The sequence below is a fragment of the Bradyrhizobium liaoningense genome (assembly GCF_018130955.1).
GTDB lineage: Bacteria > Pseudomonadota > Alphaproteobacteria > Rhizobiales > Xanthobacteraceae > Bradyrhizobium > Bradyrhizobium liaoningense_C.
In genome coordinates, this window is the sequence record NZ_JAFCJM010000011.1 from 97,547 (window position 1) to 117,372 (window position 19,826).

Annotated in this window: 21 protein-coding genes; 16 read left to right on the plus strand and 5 right to left on the minus strand. The window is 64.4% G+C overall.

Translation table 11 applies throughout. The features are described from left to right. Positions 1-2 precede the first annotated feature (2 nt). From JQ632_RS12040 to JQ632_RS12060, 5 genes are all read left to right on the plus strand, one after another. Entirely contained in the window at positions 3-1,013 is a 1,011-nt protein-coding gene (locus JQ632_RS12040; RefSeq protein ID WP_212402531.1) for an ABC transporter ATP-binding protein, read from the plus strand. Continuing rightward, on the plus strand, positions 1,010-2,023 hold the full coding sequence (locus JQ632_RS12045) for an ABC transporter ATP-binding protein (protein ID WP_212402532.1): 1,014 nt from the start codon (positions 1,010-1,012) through the stop codon (positions 2,021-2,023). The genes JQ632_RS12040 and JQ632_RS12045 overlap by 4 nt, the downstream gene beginning before the upstream one ends. A gap of 57 nt (positions 2,024-2,080) precedes the next feature. Next, positions 2,081-3,574: an ABC transporter substrate-binding protein gene (locus JQ632_RS12050; protein WP_212402533.1), complete on the plus strand. Its 1,494-nt coding sequence runs from the start codon at positions 2,081-2,083 to the stop codon at positions 3,572-3,574. A 144-nt stretch (positions 3,575-3,718) separates the two neighbouring features. Then, complete coding sequence (locus tag JQ632_RS12055) at positions 3,719-4,801, plus strand: glycoside hydrolase family 3 protein (RefSeq protein WP_212402534.1); 1,083 nt, start codon at positions 3,719-3,721, stop codon at positions 4,799-4,801. Between the two features lie 406 nt (positions 4,802-5,207). After that, positions 5,208-5,411, plus strand: coding sequence for a hypothetical protein (locus JQ632_RS12060; protein WP_212402535.1), 204 nt, complete (start codon positions 5,208-5,210; stop codon positions 5,409-5,411). A gap of 8 nt (positions 5,412-5,419) precedes the next feature. Here the strand turns inward: JQ632_RS12060 and JQ632_RS12065 are convergent, their stop codons facing one another. After that, positions 5,420-5,659 (minus strand): hypothetical protein, encoded by a 240-nt coding sequence (locus tag JQ632_RS12065; RefSeq protein WP_212402536.1) that lies wholly within the window; start codon positions 5,657-5,659, stop codon positions 5,420-5,422. Between the two features lie 302 nt (positions 5,660-5,961). On the opposite strand from JQ632_RS12065, the gene JQ632_RS12070 reads away from it, so the two are divergent. After that, the gene (locus JQ632_RS12070) at positions 5,962-7,245 is read left to right on the plus strand and encodes a c-type cytochrome (RefSeq protein WP_212402537.1); all 1,284 of its coding nucleotides are present in this window, start codon (positions 5,962-5,964) and stop codon (positions 7,243-7,245) included. Positions 7,246-7,516: 271 nt separating this feature from the next. Here the strand turns inward: JQ632_RS12070 and JQ632_RS12075 are convergent, their stop codons facing one another. Together JQ632_RS12075 and JQ632_RS12080 are read right to left on the minus strand one after the other, a co-directional pair. After that, positions 7,517-7,816 carry a hypothetical protein gene (locus tag JQ632_RS12075; protein WP_249151782.1) on the minus strand — a complete coding sequence of 100 codons (300 nt, stop codon included), beginning with the start codon at positions 7,814-7,816 and terminating at the stop codon, positions 7,517-7,519. Between the two features lie 36 nt (positions 7,817-7,852). Further along, positions 7,853-9,835 carry a 4Fe-4S binding protein gene (locus tag JQ632_RS12080; protein WP_212402538.1) on the minus strand — a complete coding sequence of 661 codons (1,983 nt, stop codon included), beginning with the start codon at positions 9,833-9,835 and terminating at the stop codon, positions 7,853-7,855. A 197-nt stretch (positions 9,836-10,032) separates the two neighbouring features. Here JQ632_RS12080 and JQ632_RS12085 point away from each other — a divergent pair, with 197 nt between their 5' ends. The 10 genes from JQ632_RS12085 (at position 10,033) to JQ632_RS12130 (ending at position 19,188) form a co-directional block, all read left to right on the plus strand. Continuing rightward, positions 10,033-10,740: a biotin/lipoate--protein ligase family protein gene (locus JQ632_RS12085; RefSeq protein ID WP_212402539.1), complete on the plus strand. Its 708-nt coding sequence runs from the start codon at positions 10,033-10,035 to the stop codon at positions 10,738-10,740. Then, positions 10,737-11,276: a DUF6505 family protein gene (locus tag JQ632_RS12090; RefSeq protein ID WP_212402540.1), complete on the plus strand. Its 540-nt coding sequence runs from the start codon at positions 10,737-10,739 to the stop codon at positions 11,274-11,276. Before JQ632_RS12085 ends, JQ632_RS12090 begins: the two co-directional genes overlap by 4 nt. Further along, positions 11,273-12,280 carry a DUF6352 family protein gene (locus JQ632_RS12095; RefSeq protein ID WP_212402541.1) on the plus strand — a complete coding sequence of 336 codons (1,008 nt, stop codon included), beginning with the start codon at positions 11,273-11,275 and terminating at the stop codon, positions 12,278-12,280. Before JQ632_RS12090 ends, JQ632_RS12095 begins: the two co-directional genes overlap by 4 nt. Next, entirely contained in the window at positions 12,277-12,792 is a 516-nt protein-coding gene (locus tag JQ632_RS12100) for a DUF3305 domain-containing protein (protein WP_212402542.1), read from the plus strand. Before JQ632_RS12095 ends, JQ632_RS12100 begins: the two co-directional genes overlap by 4 nt. Continuing rightward, positions 12,789-13,418 (plus strand): DUF3306 domain-containing protein, encoded by a 630-nt coding sequence (locus JQ632_RS12105; protein WP_212402543.1) that lies wholly within the window; start codon positions 12,789-12,791, stop codon positions 13,416-13,418. The genes JQ632_RS12100 and JQ632_RS12105 overlap by 4 nt, the downstream gene beginning before the upstream one ends. A 134-nt stretch (positions 13,419-13,552) precedes the next feature. Continuing rightward, positions 13,553-14,332 carry a molecular chaperone TorD family protein gene (locus JQ632_RS12110; protein ID WP_212402544.1) on the plus strand — a complete coding sequence of 260 codons (780 nt, stop codon included), beginning with the start codon at positions 13,553-13,555 and terminating at the stop codon, positions 14,330-14,332. A gap of 29 nt (positions 14,333-14,361) precedes the next feature. Further along, a complete protein-coding gene (locus JQ632_RS12115; RefSeq protein WP_212402545.1) occupies positions 14,362-14,571 on the plus strand; it encodes a twin-arginine translocation signal domain-containing protein in 210 nt (69 codons plus the stop codon). 14 nt (positions 14,572-14,585) lie between these two features. Then, positions 14,586-17,528, plus strand: a complete 2,943-nt coding sequence (locus tag JQ632_RS12120) for a formate dehydrogenase subunit alpha (RefSeq protein WP_212402546.1) — start codon at positions 14,586-14,588, stop codon at positions 17,526-17,528. A 12-nt stretch (positions 17,529-17,540) separates the two neighbouring features. Continuing rightward, the gene (fdh3B, locus tag JQ632_RS12125) at positions 17,541-18,137 is read left to right on the plus strand and encodes a formate dehydrogenase FDH3 subunit beta (protein WP_212402547.1); all 597 of its coding nucleotides are present in this window, start codon (positions 17,541-17,543) and stop codon (positions 18,135-18,137) included. 43 nt (positions 18,138-18,180) lie between these two features. Then, on the plus strand, positions 18,181-19,188 hold the full coding sequence (locus tag JQ632_RS12130) for a formate dehydrogenase subunit gamma (RefSeq protein ID WP_212402548.1): 1,008 nt from the start codon (positions 18,181-18,183) through the stop codon (positions 19,186-19,188). A 20-nt stretch (positions 19,189-19,208) separates the two neighbouring features. Here JQ632_RS12130 and JQ632_RS40035 read toward each other — a convergent pair whose 3' ends face one another. Together JQ632_RS40035 and JQ632_RS12135 are read right to left on the minus strand one after the other, a co-directional pair. After that, on the minus strand, positions 19,209-19,331 hold the full coding sequence (locus tag JQ632_RS40035) for a hypothetical protein (protein ID WP_283817669.1): 123 nt from the start codon (positions 19,329-19,331) through the stop codon (positions 19,209-19,211). A gap of 182 nt (positions 19,332-19,513) precedes the next feature. After that, complete coding sequence (locus JQ632_RS12135) at positions 19,514-19,810, minus strand: hypothetical protein (protein WP_212402549.1); 297 nt, start codon at positions 19,808-19,810, stop codon at positions 19,514-19,516. Positions 19,811-19,826 lie beyond the last annotated feature (16 nt).

Consider the following 19,826-nt stretch of genomic DNA (forward strand, 5'->3'; position numbering starts at 1 on the left):
AGATGGCTGCGCCAGAGAACACAGCGCTGATCGAGGTCGAAGGCCTTGGCGTCCGGCTCAACACCAGCCGCGGGCCGGCGCAGGCCGTGCGCGGCGTCAGCTTTGCATTGAAGCGGGGCGAGACGCTGGGGCTGGTCGGCGAATCCGGTTGCGGCAAATCCGTGACCGCGCTTGCGCTGATGGGACTGCTGCCGGACAGCGCCGTGATCAGCGGCAGCATCCGGCTCGACGGAAGCGAGCTCGCAAAACTGTCCGATGCTGACTACTGCAAGCTGCGGGGCAACCGCATCAGCATGATCTTTCAGGAGCCGATGACCGCGCTCAACCCGATGCACACGATCGGGCATCAGGTGGCCGAGCCGCTGCGGCGGCACAAGAACTATTCGGTGGCGCAGGCGCGGAGCGAAGCCATCGCGCTGCTCGATCGCGTCGGTCTTCCGGATGCGGCAAAGCGGGTCGATGCCTATCCACACCAGTTCTCCGGCGGCCAGCGCCAGCGCGTGACCATTGCCATGGCGCTCGCCTGCGAGCCGGACCTGCTGATCGCGGACGAGCCGACCACGGCGCTCGACGTCACCATCCAGGGCCAGATCCTCGATCTCATTGCCGATCTCGTCGAGGAGCGCGGCATGTCCATGATCCTGATCTCGCACGATCTCGGCGTCATCGCCGAGAATGTCCAGCGCATGATGGTGATGTATGGCGGCACGGTGGTCGAGAGCGGGCCGACCAGCGAGGTCTTCAGGCGCATGGGGCATCCCTATACGCAAGGGCTGTTTCGCGCCCGTCCGCGCCTCGGCGCACGCAAGGGGACGCGGCTGAAAACCATTACTGGCACAGTGCCCGAGCTTGCCGATCTGCCGCCGGGTTGCACCTTTGCCGATCGCTGTCCGCTCGTGATCGATGCCTGCCGCGCCGCGCTTCCGCCTGTCGTGGACGTCGGACCCGGTCATGGCGTCCGCTGCATCAGGACGGACGTCTCGATGGCAGAACGGGTCGGGGCTATCGCATGACCGCGCCGTCCCAACCGCTTCTCGAGGTGACGGATGTCGTGCAGCGCTACGCGTTGCCGCGGGAATCGCTGTTTCGTCCGCCGGGTGTGGTGCGCGCGCTGAATGGCGTGAGTGCGCAGGTGACGGTCGGAAAAAGCCTCGGCGTCGTCGGAGAGTCCGGCTCGGGCAAGTCGACCTTCGCCCGCCTCGTGATGGCGCTGGAGCGGCCGACGTCCGGCTCGGTGTCGCTGCTCGGCCGTGACCTCAACAAGCTGCCGGCGGATGAGCTGCGCCGCGCCCGCCGCGATTTCCAGATGGTGTTCCAGGACCCCTATGGCTCGCTCGATCCGCGCCAGACCATTTCCCGCATCGTCGCCGAGCCGCTGACCGCGCTGGAACAGGTCGATCGCGCCACCCAGCGTGCGCGTGTCGCCGCCGTGCTGAAGCAGGTGGGCTTGCGCGATGCCGACATGGACAAATACCCGCACGAATTCTCCGGCGGCCAGCGCCAGCGCATCGCGATCGCGCGCGCCTTGATCACCCAGCCAAAGCTGATCGTCGCCGACGAGCCTGTCTCCGCGCTCGACGTGTCCGTGCAGGCCCAGGTGCTGAACCTGATGCAGGATCTCCAGGAGCAGTTCGGCCTGAGCTATATCCTGATCAGCCACGATCTCGCCGTCGTCGACTATCTCTGCGACGAGGTCGCCGTGATGTATCTCGGCCGCATCGTCGAGCAGGGCAGGCCTGACGACCTGTTCGCGCACTGCGCCCACCCCTATACGCGCGCCTTGCTAGAAGCCGTTCCGCGGGCGCGGGCCGGCGGCGAACGGCGCCGCCGCGGCGCCCAAATGATCGCCTCGCAATCGGCCGCCGCGACCGGATGTCCCTACGCCGCCCGCTGCCCGCTGGCCGACCAGCATTGCCGCGACACGGCGCCTGCGCTACGCAAGGTCGGTCCGACGCACCTTGCGGCCTGTCACAAGGCAGAGGAGGTCATGACGCTTCCGGCCCTGGTGGCGGAAGCGGGTTAGCGTCGGATCGCGGATTGGCGTAGATTGGCCAGCGTGATTGGCCGGGGAGAAAAACGCATGTTCAAGAAACTGATCATTGTCGCGGTCGCCGCCGCTTTTGCCGCAGCACCGTTGCCGGCGCTTGCGCAGGGCAAGAAGGACAGCGTCGTCATGGGCATGACGCTGGAGCCGCCGGGCCTCGATCCGACCAATGCGGCTGCCGCCGCGATTGCAGAGGTCACGCTCTACAACATCTACGAGACGCTGACCAAGATCAAGGAGGACGGCACGGTCGCGCCGCTGCTCGCTGAGAGCTGGACGGCCACGCCCGACCTCAAGACCTACACGTTCAAGCTAGCCAAGGGCGTCAAGTTTCAGAACGGCGAGCCCTTCAACTCGGCGGCCGTGAAATTCTCGTTCGATCGGGCCGCGGCACCGGACTCCACCAACAAGGACAAGAGCCTGTTCCGGGCCTTCGAATCCGTGACGGCGCCCGACGCCGACACGGTCGTGGTTGCGGTGAAATATTCCGAGCCCAACCTGCCGTTCCTGCTGGGGCAGGCGAGTGCCTCGATCGTCGAGCCCAAGAGCGCTGCGACCAATGTGACGCAGCCGGTCGGCACCGGGCCCTATCAATTGGGCGCCTGGGTCAAGGGCTCCTCGATCACGCTCAACAAATGGGCCGATTATCGCAATGCTGCCGCGATCAAGCTCTCGAAGGTGACGATCCGCTTCATCGGCGATCCCGCAGCCCAAGTCGCGGCGCTGCTCTCCGGTGACGTCGACGTCTATCCGCGCGTGGCGGCGGCCCGCAGCCTCGCGCAGTTCAAGGCCGATCCGCGCTTCGCGGTACTGGTTGGCGGCTCCAAGGCCAAGACCATCGTCGCCATCAACGAGAAGAAGAAGCCGCTCGACGATGTCCGCGTTCGCCGCGCCATTCTCGCCGCGATCGATCGCAAGGCGATGATTGACGGCGCCGTTGACGGGTTCGGCACGCCGATCGGCAGCTTCTACACGCCGGGCTCGCTCGGCTATGTCGACACCACCGGCATCAACCCCTACGATCCCGAGAAGGCCAAGAAGCTGCTCGCGGAAGCCGGCGTCACCAACCTGGAGCTGAGCCTGAAGCTGCCGCCGCCGCCCTACGCGCGGCAGGGCGGCGAGATCCTCGCGGCCCAACTCGCAAAGGTCGGCATCACGGCCAAGATCGAGAACGTCGAATGGGCGCAATGGCTGTCGCAGGTCTTTGCCGGCAACGGTCCGCACAATTTCGATCTCACCATCGTCAGCCATGTCGAGCCGTTCGACCTCGTGAAGATCACCGAGCCGGGCTATTATCTCGGCTACAATAACGAGGGCTTCAACAAGCTCTACAACCAGATCGTGACCACGCCCGACGAGGCGAGCCGCGCAAAACTGCTCGGCGATGCCCAGAAGATGCTGGCCACCGACGCGGTCGCGGGCTTCCTGTTCCAACCGCAGTGGATCACCATCACCAACAAGAAGCTGAAGGGCGTCTGGAAGGAAGTTCCGCAGTTCGAGAACGACTTTTCGGCTTGGGCTTGGGAATAGCAGGCAGCACCCTGCGAGGACCGGGCGATGTAAGCATTGTAAGGGCGACGAGCTTGTTTTCGGACGGCGCGTAAGCGGGCTCGCGTCTTTCTTGTCAAAGGTGAGTTCGTGGTCCTAAGGCAACAGTTGCTGGGGATCCTATCGATGGCCAGTTGCCTGACCATCGAGCTCTCGTCTTGCTTGGCCGCTCAGTGCCCCGATTCTGTGGCGGTTTCAAATTTCGTCGGGCCGATGGTCATGGCGGGTTTCTTTGGGACTCGTGAATCGGACCCTGGATTCAAGCAGATGCTCGTAGACCTCGAGAACGGTCTGATTGGCGGAGTACTCTTTCTCGGTCGAAATATCGAGACGAGAGATCACCTTAAAGCCATGGTTCGGCAGATCAGCGTGTGCAAATGTTCAGCGCCTCCCTTTATAGCCATTGATGATGAAGGAGGTGCTGTCGAGCGGCTTGGGGAAGGCCTTGGCTTTCAAAGGACGCCATCCGCCGCCGCGGTTGCTGGAATGTCGGTAGCTTCAGCACAAGCAGCGTACGAGTCGCTTGCGCAGAAGCTAGCTGGGATCGGATTTAATCTCAATCTTGGACCAGTGGTTGACCTAAATAGGAACCCCGGCAATCCAATTATTGGAAAGTTCGAGCGCAGCTATGCAGGCGATCCAACGACCGTGATCAAATACGCCTCCATCTATATTCAGCAGCACCACAAGTATCGAGTTGTAACGGCGCTGAAACATTTCCCCGGTCATGGTTCGTCCTCGACGGACAGCCATGCGGGGGTTTCCGACGTTCGATCTTCTTGGTCTCCGGATGAACTGCGGCCCTATCGGGAATTGATACAGATCGGATTGGCGGACACAATCATGGTTGGCCACCTAGCCAACGAAGCGGTGTGGGGAGGGGTCGCGACCCAGTACGGCGCTCACGCGATCGACGTGATCCTGCGGAAGGAGCTCGGATTCGTTGGCGTGGTCCTTTCGGACGATCTCGCAATGCGGGCTATCATCAGAGACGACGAGCCAGTTTCCGATGCGGTGCGATCGGCTATCAAGGCCGGCGTTGACATCGTGATTGTGGGCCGCTTCAGGGAATTTGACCAGACCACGGACGTTGGACGGAAGGCCAACGAGGCCATCGTCGATGGCCTGTGCAGCGGTGAACTTAGCCGCACCGCGATCGAGGGTTCGGTAGACCGTATTCGGACGTTGAAGCTTCGTCGGCTAAAATGATTATCTCACAATTAATTGCCGCCTCTTGAGGGTGAAAATGCGTCTTGTTCAGCCGCATCTTCTAATTGGAATTTCCGCTTCGTGATCTTCTCGGCCAAACAGCTCTCGATGGCGAAGGAGCAAAGCTCTTGCAAATCGACTGGGTACGCCTGGGCTTGAAGTTCGTCGTCTCTTTGACCTTGTCCGGGACGATGTGCAGGCGAGCACAAGTCGACGTCAGCAACCATTTTCGTATGGGTCGTTATCTGGCATCGAAGACTGCTATTTTGCAGTAAAGCAATGAGTTTAGGCAGCCGCCGGGATCACCTTTCGATCAACGAATAGAGAGGTGTGAAGCGGCTCACAAGGGAACCTCACGTCCCGCACTAATCAGGCTTCGATGGGTGCTGAACCAATGGAGGTTCGCATGAAGCGTCTGATGATCTCGGGGCTGGTTTCCGCCGCCTTGCTCGCCATTGCGACCGGCGCAATGCGTTCGCATTCTCATCCCGACGGCGGCACCGTCGGATTGGTGTCGCGAGACGGCACGAGCACCACGCAGGCAAATCAACTGCCCGTGCAGGATTTCGACGACCGCTCGCTGGTCTTCCCGCGCGACGTCAGGCCCTAAAGACACCATCAAGGGCTCAGCAGCATCGGATCGATCGCGACGTAATGGCCCAGTAAGCCCAAGGATTGCAACTCGGCGGCATGCAGGTCGATTTCGAGGATCGCCAGCAGCAGCGCCAGCGCGGTCGCGGCGAGGATGAGGAACGGCGAGGCTTTCCGGCTCGCGGAATCCTGATGCCGCGACAAGAGCGCCCGGGCGCTCCGCCACCGCGCGATTGCTTGCAGATACGCTTTCGCTCGTATGTGCATGGCCGGCTCGTCCTCTGAACCATCCTAGAGCCATTCCGATGAAATCGGAACGGGGCTCTAGATTCTTGTTTTGACGCGTTTTCTTCACGCGAACCGGTCTCCACTTCGCTCGAAAACGCTCTGGGACCGGGTGCTTTGCGGCTCAAGCGGCCGCTTGTCGCAATCTGGCACCGAATGCAGGCGCCTTCGTTGCGGTGGATCAATGAAGGAACCGACGCGAAGGCGGTTCGGCGCCGCTTTGGCTGCGGCACGAATTCGGGCAGAATGGAGCGCGAAGGGGCTCCCCACGCATCGGAAGGCCAATGGATTTCATCTTGCGCCTCGCTGTCGCGCTTCTGCTGGCACTCGCCGCGCAGCCAGCGCGCGCGCAGTTGATGGGGCATGGCGGTCCGGTCCGGGCCATCGCGGTTTCGGCCGACGGCAGGACGGTGCTGTCGGGCAGCTTTGACACGGCCGCGATCCGCTGGTCGTTGTCGACCGAGGCGGCCGAGCAGGTGCTGCGTTTCCACAGCGATGCGGTGAATGCGATCGCGTTCCTCGGCAGCGCGCGCATGGCCACCGCCGGCGCCGACGGCCGCATCGCGCTCTGGACGGAGGGCCGACCGCAACCGGACGCGGTGCTCGAAGGCCATACCGGACCGATCGTCGCGCTCGCGGTCTCGCCCGATGCCTCGCGTCTCGCGTCCGCCTCGTGGGACCGCACGGTGCGGCTCTGGTCGCTCTCGGACGGCACTTCGCGCGTCTTCGAAGGGCATTCGCAAAACGTCAATGGCGTCGCGTTTACGCCGAACGGCAAGTCGCTCGTCAGCGTAGGCTATGACCTGGCGGTGCGGATCTGGCGCCTCGCGGACGGCACCTCCGACGTGGTGACGCTGTCGGCACCGCTGAACGCGGTGGCGATCGCCCCCGATGGCGAGATCGTCACCGGTGCCGCGGACGGCAAGCTCCGGATGCTCGGCGCCGACGCCAAGCAGGCGGGCGAGGTCGCGGTCGGCCCGACACCCGTCGTGGCTCTGGCGCTCTCCGGTGACGGAGCCCTGATCGCGGCCGCCGGCATCGGCGGCACGGTGGCGATCGTCGATCGCAAGTCGCGCAGCCTGTTGCGGACGCTGGTGGGACCGGGGCTGCCGGTGTGGTCGGTCGCGTTCCTTGCCGATCGCGAGACGCTGGTGACGGGCGGCGCCGACGGCAAGATCAGGCGCTGGAATGCGCGCACCGGCGATCCCATTGGCTCGAACCTGCTGGGCACGCCGGCCGATCCGCTCGCCCCCTATGCCGGCGATCACGGCGCCGATGTGTTTCGGGCGTGTGTGGCCTGTCACACGCTGTCTGACAAGGAGGTGCAGCGCGCCGGCCCGACGCTGGCCGGACTCTTCGGCCGCAAGATCGCGTCTCTGCCCGGTTATCGTTTCTCCGATGCGCTCAAGACCATGGACATTGTCTGGACGCCGGAGACGGTCGCAAAGCTGTTCGAGGTCGGACCCAATGCCTTTACGCCCGGCACCAAGATGCCGGAGCAGCGCATCGGTTCGGCCGAGGATCGTCGCGCGCTGACCGACTTCCTCGGCCGCGCGACGTCGCGATAGAAGCGCGATGGCATTAGGTTGACTCGCTTGTCCGGAGAGCGCGGTTCACCTCTCCCCAGCGGGGAGAGGTCGCTTTGCGGCAGCAAATCGGGTGAGGGGGGCTGCATCAAACTGGGACCGTAACCCCTCATCCGGCGCTTCAGCCGATGCGAAGCATCGGCGTCCTTTAAGAACGGCGGCCACAGGCCGCCTATGCCGACCTCTCCCAAGGGAGAGGTGAATTCCCGACGCCGCGCCAGTTCAACGCAAAGCATCCCGCTTCAGAAGCGCCTCAGATCGAATCCCAATTGTCCATCGGCAGGTCCCGCATCTCCGGATGTTCCTTGAGGACCTGGATGACGTCGATGCTGGGATGCTCCTTCAGCGCCTCGGCGACGCAGTGGTTGACATATTTCCGGCGCGACAGCCACGCGATCTTCTTGCCCTTGGCTTCGGCCTTGCAGGCCACGATCGCCTGCTTGAGGGCGACCTTTTGCGCCTTGTTTAGCGGAGGGGCGGCGGCTTCAGCCGCGCTGCCTGCGAGAGCGATCGAGATCAAGCATGTCGACAAGACGGTAGTGAGACGAGACATGGTGATGCTTCCTTGGTTTCCGACCCTGCAAAATTATCAATTGTCCGTCTGGTCCTTGCTGTCGCGCTGGCGCAGATAGTCGTCCGTCGTGCGCGGCGGCGCGCGTTCGGGGACGCCCTTGAACGGATCGAACTGCTGCTCGCTCATGACGATGACGCGGCAGTCGGCGCACATCCGGAGCGCCTCGATCCGCTTGTCGCCGGCGGGATACATCCAGTGCCGGCCCTCGAGTTTGGCCGCGATACGGTCGATCGTGCTCTTGACGCCGAAGGGCGTGCCGCAGCGGACGCAGAGCGCAGGCTCCTCTTCCTTGATGATCTTGGCAGACGCGCGGGCCGCGCGAAAATCGATCTGCGGCTTGAGCGTGATGACCTTTTCCGGACAGGTGCTCTGGCACAAGCCGCATTGCACGCAGGCATCCTCGATGAATTTCAGCACGGGCCGCTCGGGATCGTCGCGCAGCGCGCCGGTCGGGCAGGCCGAGACGCAGGACAGGCACAGCGTGCAGCCGGCGATGTCGACATTGATCGCGCCGACCGGTGCACCCTGCGGCAGGGCGATCACGTCAACCGGTTTCGGTGCGACGCGATGCAGCTCGCTCAAGGCGAAGCGCAGGAGGCCGCGCCGCTTGCCGACCGTCTTGAAGGTCGCGGGCGTTGAGACCGCGGCGAGTACGCCGATGCCGGTCAAATGGCCGCCGAGCGCGTCGGGGTCGTCGGTTTCGACGGTGGCAACGCGGCGGCCTTCAAATCCGAGGCCGCCAAGGATCGCCTCGGCCATGCCGATCGTTTGCGACAGGCCGGTCAGATCGTGGCGCGGCTTGGCGCGCAGCAGGAAGCGCACGGCTGATGCGCCATAGGCCAATGCACCGACGATCGCTTCCAGCCCGACCTGCGTGAGCTCGTTCACGGCAAAGGGAAGCACGTTCGCCGGCAAGCCGTCGCCATGCCGCGCCAGGGCGTCGATCAGCGGCGTGCCGTGCGGGCTGTCATGAAAGAGCAGCACCGGATTCGTGCCACCGGCCTGATGGTAGGCAAGCAGCATGGCGCGAAGCTTTTGCAGCTGCGTATCCGCAGGCGGCAGCGTGTAGGAGACCGCGCCGGTCGGGCAGGCGGCCGCGCATTGGCCGCAGCCCGCGCAAATGTTCGGATCGATCGCGACGTGATCGCCGTCGGGCGTGATCGCGCTCGTCGGACAGAGATCGAGACAGCGATGGCAGCCCGTGCGCTTCGAACGCGAATGGGCGCAGAGGTCAGGCGTGACGTCGATGTATTTCGGCTTGTCGAAGCTGCCGACGAGATCGCGCGCGGCCAGCACCGCGCGCAGCATTGCGGCCGGATCGTTCGGGGCAGCCCGCAAATAGCCGTCGCGCAAATCGTGGGTCGGAAACAGCGGCCTCTCGCCCGAGAGGTCGAGCACGAGATCGCAGCGCGACGTGACGCCGCCTCTCGGCGTATCGAACACGAAGCGGTCGCGCGAGGAGGGGCGGGGACGCGCATAATCGTCGATCGCAAGCTCGAAGGCGCCGAAATGCCCCTTTGCGGAGCGGATGGTCCCCTTCACGATCGGGAAAACTGTTGCAGCCGGCGGCATCGCGTCACCGGGCTCTTTCAGCATGACCGTGACGTCGAGGTGATCGGCAAGCAGGCGGCCCGCTTCGATCGCGGCTTCGTCGCGCCCATAGATCAAAACCACGCCGTCGCTCGACAAGGTGACGAGCGGATAGTCCGGTGTCGTGACGGACGCGGATGCGAGCAGGGCCGCCATCTTCGCACCGGCTCGCGCGCCGTCGCGCGACCAGCCGGCCGTTTCGCGGATGTTGACGAAGCTGATCGCGTCAGTCCGTTCGCCGGCCTCATCCGTAAACTGCGCCGCCTGCTGGGTGCAGGCGACCGTCAGCGTGCCATCTGCCGTGGCGGCCTTGCGAAAGTGGTCGAGCTCGGCACCGCAGAGATGACGAAAGCTCTTGATCTCGCAGTTCGGGCATCCGCGCCGGATCGCGGCCGTGTCGAGACGCATCGTGTCTTCGCACGAGCAGATCAAAACGGTCTTCGCTGGCTGCTCCAGGTTAACCTCTCCGCTAGTCCGGCGCCGACTGTGGACTCGCGCCGGCTCTTCGCCTCGTATAGACATTATCGATCGGGAAGAAAAGGAAAGCGGAGGACGGCCTGCCGTCGACCCCAACGAGCCACGTTTCCCTGGCGGAACCAATCCACTTGCCGCCGCCGTTCACATTGGTGCGGTTGCGCGAGAGTGGCGACGCTTTTGCCCATGCATGCCGCATTGCACCGGAGAGCGGGGCCGGGACGCTGGTCTATGTCGGCCGCTTCGACCTCGCGGAGTTTGCCGTGGTGCTCGAGCCGGGCGAGCCGCTGCGCGAAGCGCGGCGCGCGTTCTATGCCGGCATGGTCGCATTGTCAGATGCGCTGCGCGCCTACGCGCCGCCGAACAAGCCGATCACGATCGGCTGGCCGGATGCGGTCAGGATCGACGGAGGCCTGATCGGCGGTGGGCGCATGGGATGGCCTCCCGCCGCCAACGAGGACCAGCCGCCGCAATGGCTGGTGTTCGGCGCCATGATCCGGACGGTGGCCATGAGCGACGACGAGCCGGGGGTTCACCCCCTGGCCTCGGCGCTCGACCAGGAAGGTTTTGGCGAGGCCGGCGCGGTGCAGGTGACAGAGAGCTTTGCCCGGCACCTGATGCTGACGATCGACAGCTGGCAGGCCGAGGGTTTTGACGGCGTTGCCCGCGAATATCTGGGACGGATGCCGCGCGAGCGGCAAACGATCCAGCGCATCGACGAACACGGCGATCTGCTCACGCGCCGCATTGGCTCGGACGCGATCGAACGAAGCCGGCTGGTTGAGGCGCTCGCGACGCCGTCCTGGCTCGATCCGGCGCTCGGAGGGCCACGCCTGTGAAGCTCCTGCGCACCATCGCACTCGATCCCTCCGACACCTTCGTGTTCGACGTCGCGGCGGAGCCGGGCGAATGGGCGGTTTCCGGCGCCTTCCGCTTCTGGGATCGCGATGGTGCGAAGCTCGAAGGCAAGGAGCGGGCGGCGTTTCGCAGCGGCTTCCTCGGCGTGCAATCCTGGGGCTGGTCGACGCTAGCGCAGATCGTGCCGGCGACGGAGGCCGATTACCAGGGGCTGGTCGAACTCCTGGCCCGACAACTCGTCGACCGCTTCGGCGCGCCGGACATGGCTGCCGCGCGGACGGCCGCGGAGGAGGAAGTCGCTTTCGCCCAATCGCTCTGCACGCATCCGGTCTCATCGCTTATTGCCGTCCATCGCGTGGCGCAGGACGGCGGGGTGCGCGAAAGCTTCCGCCGGCTGCGATTGCGAGAAGGGCAGGGACACAGCAAGGCGTTTTCGTTCATGGAGGTGGTTGAAGACACCCAGCCTGACGACAGTCTCAACCTTGCGGAATTGGGCCGGGAGCCGGGCCACAGATGAACGATTTCTGGATCGCCTGCGGACATCATTTGCTCGATCGTGACGAGGGCGGCGGGCTCTGCGTCACCGACGAGTTCCTGAAGGCCTATTTCGCCCGTCCCGAGCTGATGCCGCCGGAGGATGCGTGCCCGGTCGAACGCCGGCTGCACCGCGAATTGCTCGCCAATCCGCGCCAACCGGTCGGCGCCGACGAAGTCGCCGGGATTTCCGACGCCGATGCCCGGGAGAACTGGCAGTTCGTGCTGGCGTTTCGCGATCTCCTGCTGCGGCATCCGACGCTCGAGGCCGCCTATCTTGCATCGGTGCGCTCAGGCGCCAACGACCTGCCGCCGCTGTTCGTCAATCAGCTCGTGCACGTCATCCTGCGTAATGCGCTCGACGGCTGCGATGATCCGTTCGTGCTGCGCGCGGCCGAGTTGTTCTTCCGAACCCAGCGCGTGCTGCCACATGAGCAGGCCCTGCTGCTTGGCGACGAGGAGATCGTCAGCGGCCGCACGCCGACCCCGGTGCTCTCGCTGATGTCGATGCTGGGCGCCACGACCGATGCTGATGTCGACGTGTTGAGCGAGGACAATGCCGAGGACTATTGGCAGCGCAGCGACCAGTTCGACATGGCCCTCGACCTCACGGCTGATGGTCGCGGGCCGGCGGCGCTGGCGCAGGCGATGACGCGCTGGGTCTCCCATCTGCTCGGCCTCGACGTCACGATCGAGCCGCTGCGCGCGCTAAGGGACGCAAAGCTCACCTGGTATGTCGGGCTCGATGCCGATGCCACCCGCCTTGGTGATCGCCTCTGGCGCGGCGAGGAACTCGACGAGCCCAGCGCGGACCGCGTGCTCGCGTTGTTCCGTCTGACGTTTGCCGATTCAACCCTTGCCCTCGACGATGTCGAGGACGAGCCGGTCTACCTGATCCTGTCGATGACGGCGGATCAGAAGCTCCGGATGAAGCCGCAAAATCTGCTGACCGGCCTGCCGGTGAAGCGCCTGGAGATGGTGACATGAGCCCGGCGGCGTTGCCATTGCTGTTGATTCCCGTCGGCGTCGTGGTCGAGCGGCGCAAGGCCAGTTCGCCCTGGGTCGACTTCATCTGGCGCGGTATTGCCGTGCTGCCGGACGAGCCGGCCACAAAACCCTGGACCGTGCTTCGCGATCAGGACGGCACGACCCTGTTCTATGCCGGAAGCGCCACGGTCGATCTCTATCCGTCCGAGACGGCGCGCTATCGCGACAATCTCGCCTCGGGCAGCCCGAGCATCTGGACCGTGCTGTCGCCGTCGGAAGGCGCCTGGCCTTATGCCGTCACGGCGGTTACCGCCGATCCCGCGGAAGGCGAAGGCTTTACCGAAGCCGCCGACAATCTCGTCGAGGCGGTGCCGATGCCCGAGGTGCTGCGCGAGGCGATTGAAAACTTCGTTGTCGAGCACCATGTCGAGCGGGAATTCGTCAAGCGCAAGCGACGGCGCGCCGATCCCGAGGCGCTGGCGCGGCGCGACCATGAAGGCGGACAGGAATGAGCGAGGAAGAGTTCCTTGCACGCTGGTTCCGCCGCAAGCGCGAGCAGCGAGCGGACGTCGCGCCTGCGGAGCCGGCGAAGCCTGCCGAGGCGCTGTCCGCGCCGCCGGCGCCTGCGGCCAAGGACGATGAGCGCGAGCTCGACCTTTCTGACCTGCCGTCGATCGACGAGATCACTGCGGCGACCGACATCACGGCTTTCCTGCGCAAGGGTATTCCACAGGAGTTGAGCCATGCGGCGCTTCGCCGCGCCTGGGCCACCGACCCGGCCATTCGCGACTTCGTCGGGCTTGCGGAGAACGCATGGGACTTCAACGACCCGACTGCGATGCCGGGCTTTGGACCGCTGGATTGCACTTCGGAGGAACTGGCCGCGCTCGTCGATCGCATCGTCGGCGGCGTGCGGGAGGTGGTGGAGTCACTGCCTGACGCGGACGTTGAACCAGCGGATTCTTCGGCCGAACTGCAGCAAACCGATACGGCAACCCCACCCGATGTCGTCGAGCCCCCGGGTGCGCCGGAACTGCCGACAATGCCTGCTGCAGCGCAACCGACGGTGGCCGAGAGGCATGCGGATTTTGCCGAGCCCGTCAGGCCTCGCACCCATGGTGGTGCTCTGCCGCGCTGAGGCGCGCGACCAAAGGCTATAGCTTCAGGCTATGGGCAGGCGATTGACCGTCCATGGAACCGGGACTACGATTTGCCTACTGCTTTGTAACAAAAGCGATAATCAAGCAGACGGGACTTGGATGGGAGGTCCACGTGCGAGATGACGGTCTTGATCGCGCAATCGGCGCCGCAGGTGGCGTTGCGGAGCTTGCGCGTAAAATCGGCATCAGCCAACCCTCGGTTTCGAACTGGACCAAGGTGCCCGCACAACGGGTGGTTGCAGTCGAAGCCGCGACCGGCGTGTCCCGTAACGATCTGCGGCCGGATCTCTACAGCGAACAAACCGATTCCGCAGAGCCGCTCGATCCCGTCGATGCGGCACGGGCGCAGGAATACGCGCTGCTCGCAACGCTGTTGTCCGCACCGCCGTCGAAAAGACTGCTCGACCAGCTTGCAGCATTGACCGGTGATGCAACGCCGCTCGGACGCGCGCATGCTGCGCTGGCCGACGCCGCCTCGGGCGCGGTCGCAGCGAAGATCGAGCGCGAATATTTCGATCTCTTCGTGGGGCTCGGCCGCGGCGAGTTGCTGCCCTACGCCTCCTACTATCTCACGGGCTTTCTCAACGAACGGCCGTTGTCGCGCCTGCGCGCGGACCTGACTGCGCTCGGCATCGAGCGGGTCGCCAACAATTCCGAGCCCGAGGATAACGCCGCCATCCTGTGCGAGATCATGGCGGGCCTTGCCAGCGGCAGCTTCGATGCGCCGCCCGAGGCCCAGCGCGCCTTCTTCGAAAAACACGTGTCGTCCTGGATAGGGCGGCTGTTCGCCGAAATGGAGAGCGCCGAAAACACCCGTTTCTATCGGGCGGTCGGCGCGCTCGGTCGCGCCTTCATCGAGATCGAGACGGAAGCATTCACATTCGCCAACTGACCGACGCGCGTCGGTCCTGGAGAGATGCGATGAGTGACGAGACGAAAGCGAAGGTCGGACGCCGCGACTTCCTGCGCAAGGTCGGCATCGGCACGGTCGGCGCCGGCGCGACGCTCGCGACTCCGCTGGTCGGGTCGGCGCAGGCCGACAGCGAGAACAACGATGAGAAGCGCAAGGCGCGCTATAAGGAATCCGACCACGTGAAGGCCTATTACCGCGTCAATCGCTATCCGGTTTGAGAGGGAGGCCGCCCGTGCTTATCAAGCGAACCCATCAGCGTTCCGATCGCCGCGGCTCCGTCGCCGAGTCCCTTGCAGGTCAGGCCGGGGGCCTCGACCGCCGCAGCTTCCTGCGCAAATCCGGCCTCGCGGGCGGTGCGCTCGCAGCGCTCAGCACCATGCCGCTCGGCGGTGTTCGGAAGGCGGAAGCGGCGATGGCCGGTCCGCTCACCGCAGGGGCGACCGTCCGCAAGAGCATCTGCACGCACTGTTCGGTCGGGTGCACCGTGACGGCGGAGGTGCTGAACGGCGTCTGGATCGGCCAGGAGCCGAGCTGGGATTCCCCGATCAACCGCGGCTCGCATTGCGCGAAGGGCGCCGCCGTGCGCGAGCTCGTGCACAGCGATCGGCGGCTGCGCTATCCGATGAAGCTTGTGGGTGGGCAGTGGACGCGCGTCTCATGGGACACGGCGATCAGCGAGATCGGCGACAAGCTGCTGGACGTGCGCGAGAAGTCGGGCCCCGATTCCGTCTATTGGCTCGGCTCGGCCAAGATGACCAACGAAGGCGCCTATCTGTTCCGCAAGCTCGGCGCGTTCTGGGGAACCAACAACACCGATCATCAAGCGCGCATCTGCCATTCAACGACCGTCACCGGCGTAGCCAACACCTGGGGCTACGGCGCGATGACCAACAGCTTCAATGATATCCGCAATGCGAAGACCCAGGTTGTGTTGGGCGGCAATCCGGCCGAGGCGCATCCGGTATCGTTGCAACATCTGCTCGAGGGCAAGGAGCTTCAGAAGGCCAACTTTGTCGTCATCGACCCGCGCCTGACGCGCACGGCCGCGCACGCGACCGAATATGTGCGCATGCGGCCTGGCACCGATATCCCGGTGCTCTACGGCATGATGTGGCACATCCTCCAGAACGGTTGGGAGGACAAGGAGTTCATCAGGCAGCGCGTCTACGGGTTCGACGATCTCCGGAAGGAAGTGGAGAAGTGGAATCCGGAAGAAGTCGAGCGTGTCACCGGCATTCCCGGCGAGCAGCTCAAGCGTGTCGCCAAGATGTTTGCCACCGAGAAGCCGGCAACACTGATCTGGGCCATGGGCCAGACCCAGAAGACCGTCGGCACCGCCAACGTGCGGGCGAGCTGTATCGCGCTGCTGATGACCGGCAATGTCGGCGGAGCGGGCAAGGGTGCCAACATCTTCCGTGGCCATGACAACGTGCAGGGCGCGACCGATGTCGGGCTCGATATCGTCACTCTGCCGTTCTACTACGGCCTCGCCGAAGGGGCCTGGAAGCACTGGTCGCGGGTTTGGGAAGTCGACTATGAATTCCTGAAGTCGCGCTTCGACTCCAAGCAGATCATGGAAGCGCCCGGGATCCCGCTGACTCGCTGGTTCGACGCGGTGACGCTGCCGAAGGATCAGGTGGCGCAGAAGGACAATGTGCGGGCGGTGTTCGTGCAGGGACACGCCTCTAACAGCATCACCCGCATTCCCGAATCCCTCAATGGCCTGAAGGCGCTCGAGCTGCTCGTCATCGCCGACCCGCATCCGACGACCTGGGCCTCGCTCGCCGTCGAGGCGGGACGCAAGGATGGCGTCTACATTCTCCCGGTCGCCACGCAGTTCGAGTGCAAGGGTTCGCGCGTTGCCTCGAACCGCTCGTTGCAGTGGGGCGAGCAGATCGTGAAGCCGATCTTCGAATCGAAGGACGATCTCGAGATCATCTATCTGATGGCGAAGAAATTTGGTTTCGCCGACAAGATGTTCAAGAACGTCAAGGTCGAGAACAATCTGCCTGAGGCGGAGGACGTGCTGCGCGAGATGAACCGCGGCAGCTGGTCCACCGGCTATTGCGGGCAATCGCCCGAGCGCCTCAAGGCGCACATGAAGAACCAGGCGAAGTTCGACATGCTGACGATGCGGGCGCCCAAGGACGATCCCGAGGTGGGCGGCGACTATTACGGTCTGCCCTGGCCGTGTTGGGGATCACCGGAAGTCAAGCATCCGGGCACGCCGCTGCTCTACAACACCAATCTGCATGTGATGGACGGCGGCGGCACGTTCCGGCCGCGGTTTGGCGTCGAGCGCGAGGAGAAGCTGCCGGACGGCACGACGCGGAAAGTGAGCCTGCTCGCGGACGGCTCGTACTCGAAGGGTTCGGCGATCGAGGACGGCTATCCGGAATTCACGCTGGCGAGCCTGAAGAAGCTCGGCTGGGACACCGAGCTCACCGAAGCCGAAATGGCTGTGATCAACAAGATCAACCCGGCCAATCCGGACACGGTATCGTGGTCGCTCGACCTTTCGGGCGGTATCCAGCGCGTAGCGCTAAAGCATGGTTGCGTGCCTTACGGCAACGGCAAGGCGCGCATGCATGCCTTTGGCTTGCCCGATCCAATTCCGGTTCACCGCGAGCCGATCTACACGCCGCGCGTCGACCTGGTCGCGAAATATCCGACGATGCCGGATGCCAAGCAGTTCCGGATGCCCAATATCGGCTTCTCCGTGCAGAAGGCCGCGCTGGAGAAGGGGATCGCAAAACAGTTCCCGCTGATCCTCTCCTCGGGTCGTCTTGTCGAGTACGAGGGCGGCGGCGAGGAGACGCGCACCAACCCCTGGCTCGCCGAATTGCAGCAGGACATGTTCATCGAGATCAATCCTGCCGATGCCGCCGAGCGCGGTGTCAAGGACGGTGGCTGGGTCTGGGTCACGGGCGCCGAGAACAGCTCCCGGGCGAGGATGAAGGCGCTCGTCACCGAGCGCGTCGGCAAGGGCGTTGCCTGGATGCCCTTCCATTTCGGCGGTTGGCTCGCAGGCAGGGATCTTCGCAGCGCCTACCCGAAGGGCACCGATCCGATCGTGCTCGGCGAAAGCGCGAACACGATCACCACTTACGGATACGATCCTGCGACGAACATGCAGGAGACCAAGGTCACTCTCTGCCAGATCGCGGCGGCATAAGGAGCAACGACGATGGCACGTATGAAATTTCTCTGCGACGCCGACCGTTGCATCGAGTGCAACGCGTGCGTGACGGCGTGCAAAAACGAGCACGAGGTGCCCTGGGGCATCAACCGGCGCCGCGTCGTCACCATCAATGACGGCAAGCCGGGCGAACGCTCGGTCTCGATGGCCTGCATGCACTGCACGGATGCGCCGTGCGCTGCGGTGTGCCCGGTGAACTGCTTCTACACCACGGCGGATGCCGTGGTGCTGCACTCCAAGGATCTCTGCATCGGCTGCGGCTACTGCTTCTACGCCTGTCCTTTCGGTGCGCCGCAATACCCGAAGGTCGGGAATTTCGGCTCACGCGGCAAGATGGACAAATGCACCTATTGCGCCGGCGGCCCCGAGGCCGACGGCAGCAAGGAGGAATACGAGAAATACGGCGCGAACCGGCTTGCCGAAGGCAAGCTGCCGCTCTGCGCCGAGATGTGCTCGACAAAATCGCTGCTCGCCGGCGACGGCGAGATTATCGCCCAGATCTACAAGGAACGGGTGACCCGGCGCGGCTACGGCTCGGGCGCCTGGGGCTGGAAGACGGCCTATCGCGAGTCGATCGAATCCTGAGACGGGCAGAAATCTGGGGCGGGTGGATATCCGGGAGGAGCTGATGGCGTCGTTTGGAAGGTTTGTTCGCCTCGCGTTCGGCGCTCTTGCGCTTCTCCTGCTGGTGATGGCGGCGCCTGCGCCACTCGGCGCCCAACAGGTCAACCCGACCGCGAGCTCGGTCAATGAGCGGCAGTTGCTACAGGAGTTGGACCGGATCCAGGGCCGCGTCAGCATCCCCGACCAGCGTTCCAGCGTGCTCGTTCAGCCGCAAGGACGTGAGTGGCGTGAATTCCGCAACGTTGCGCTGCGCTGGATCGGTGGCATCGCCATCATCGGCATGCTCGCCGTGATCGTGATCTTCTATCTCACCCGCGGCATGGTTCGCCTCGAAAGCGGCCGATCGGGCCGCACCATCGTGCGTTTCAACGGTTTTGAGCGCTTCGTGCACTGGATGACCGCGACCTGCTTCATCATTCTGGCGATCTCAGGCCTCAACATCACCTTCGGCCGGCCGCTGCTGCTGCCGCTGATCGGCTTCCAGGCGTTCTCCGAATGGTCGCAATGGGCGAAATATGCCCACAATTATCTGAGCTTCCCGTTCACGATCGGCGTTGTCCTGATCTTCCTGATGTGGATCGGCGGCAACATCCCCAACAAGGTCGATCTCGAATGGGCCAAGCGCGGCGGCGGCCTGTTCGGTCATGACCACCCGCCGGCCAATCGCTTCAATGGTGGCCAGAAGGCGATTTACTGGATCGTGGTGATCGGCGGCGGGCTCGTCGCGGCGACCGGTTACGTGCTTATGTTCCCATTCTATGTGACGGCGATCGAAGGCATGCAGATGGCCCAGATCGTCCACTCCATCGTCGGCGTGCTGTTCGTCGCCGCCATGATAGCGCACATCTATATCGGCACGATCGGGATGGAGGGCGCGTTCGAGGCGATGGGCTCGGGCGAGGTCGACGTCAACTGGGCGCGCGAGCACCACAGCCTGTGGCTCGAGCAGCAGACGGCGCAATCGGGCTCCAGCCCCTCGCAATCCGGCCACGCCGCCGCGCCGGCGGAATAAGGGCCCTCCCGGTCTCGTCTCTAGAGCCGCACGCCGGTCGTCGCAAAGGCCTGTTCGACCGGCTGCTGCACGCGGTTCAGCACGCCAATGGACACGGCCGTGATCGCGATCGTCGCCACGCAGGCCAGTAGGAAGGCTTTCATCCTGGCTCTCCTGTAAACTCTCGTCGCGACGATTCTATACAAGGCGCCGCGTCGCAGACAATCTGCATCTGCGCTGGACGACCGCTCCCGACACGCTCTAGTGAACCGGTCTCGGCCGTTTTCCGCCTGCCGAGCGATCGGAGCCGGGGAGGTGTCGGGCATGACCCGTGAAGGACGAGAGCTCAGTGCTCGGACTGCGATCCCCGCGAGATCTGGTCGAGGGCCTGCCTCAGACGCCGGTCCTGCCGGCGGTCGCTGATCTCCTGGAGGCAGGAGATCCGGATCAGGATCTGGTTGATGCGGCGGGTCAGGGCCGGATTCTCGGCGTGGCTCGAGCGGACCGCGACCAGGTGGCGGCGGACCTCGAAGAGATCGAGACGTTCGCCCCTCCTGAGCCGCGCGGGCCGGGGGTGTCGTGTGGCGCCGGCGGTATCGGTTGAACTGGCAACGGTCTGGTCGTTAAGTCCTGGTTCTTGCATGGCGATCACATCGGCA

Bases quoted from the DNA above. Each gene is read 5' to 3' on its own strand.
- JQ632_RS12040 (WP_212402531.1), top strand. From the start codon at position 3: ATGGCTGCGCCAGAGAACACAGCGCTGATCGAGGTCGAAGGCCTTGGC.
- JQ632_RS12045 (WP_212402532.1), top strand. From the start codon at position 1,010: ATGACCGCGCCGTCCCAACCGCTTCTCGAGGTGACGGATGTCGTGCAG.
- JQ632_RS12050 (WP_212402533.1), top strand. From the start codon at position 2,081: ATGTTCAAGAAACTGATCATTGTCGCGGTCGCCGCCGCTTTTGCCGCA.
- JQ632_RS12055 (WP_212402534.1), top strand. From the start codon at position 3,719: ATGGCCAGTTGCCTGACCATCGAGCTCTCGTCTTGCTTGGCCGCTCAG.
- JQ632_RS12060 (WP_212402535.1), top strand. From the start codon at position 5,208: ATGAAGCGTCTGATGATCTCGGGGCTGGTTTCCGCCGCCTTGCTCGCC.
- JQ632_RS12065 (WP_212402536.1), bottom strand. From the start codon at position 5,659: ATGCACATACGAGCGAAAGCGTATCTGCAAGCAATCGCGCGGTGGCGG.
- JQ632_RS12070 (WP_212402537.1), top strand. From the start codon at position 5,962: ATGGATTTCATCTTGCGCCTCGCTGTCGCGCTTCTGCTGGCACTCGCC.
- JQ632_RS12075 (WP_249151782.1), bottom strand. From the start codon at position 7,816: ATGTCTCGTCTCACTACCGTCTTGTCGACATGCTTGATCTCGATCGCT.
- JQ632_RS12080 (WP_212402538.1), bottom strand. From the start codon at position 9,835: ATGCGTCTCGACACGGCCGCGATCCGGCGCGGATGCCCGAACTGCGAG.
- JQ632_RS12095 (WP_212402541.1), top strand. From the start codon at position 11,273: ATGAACGATTTCTGGATCGCCTGCGGACATCATTTGCTCGATCGTGAC.
- JQ632_RS12100 (WP_212402542.1), top strand. From the start codon at position 12,277: ATGAGCCCGGCGGCGTTGCCATTGCTGTTGATTCCCGTCGGCGTCGTG.
- JQ632_RS12105 (WP_212402543.1), top strand. From the start codon at position 12,789: ATGAGCGAGGAAGAGTTCCTTGCACGCTGGTTCCGCCGCAAGCGCGAG.
- JQ632_RS12115 (WP_212402545.1), top strand. From the start codon at position 14,362: ATGAGTGACGAGACGAAAGCGAAGGTCGGACGCCGCGACTTCCTGCGC.
- fdh3B (WP_212402547.1), top strand. From the start codon at position 17,541: ATGGCACGTATGAAATTTCTCTGCGACGCCGACCGTTGCATCGAGTGC.
- JQ632_RS12130 (WP_212402548.1), top strand. From the start codon at position 18,181: ATGGCGTCGTTTGGAAGGTTTGTTCGCCTCGCGTTCGGCGCTCTTGCG.
- JQ632_RS40035 (WP_283817669.1), bottom strand. From the start codon at position 19,331: ATGAAAGCCTTCCTACTGGCCTGCGTGGCGACGATCGCGATCACGGCC.
- JQ632_RS12135 (WP_212402549.1), bottom strand. From the start codon at position 19,810: ATGCAAGAACCAGGACTTAACGACCAGACCGTTGCCAGTTCAACCGAT.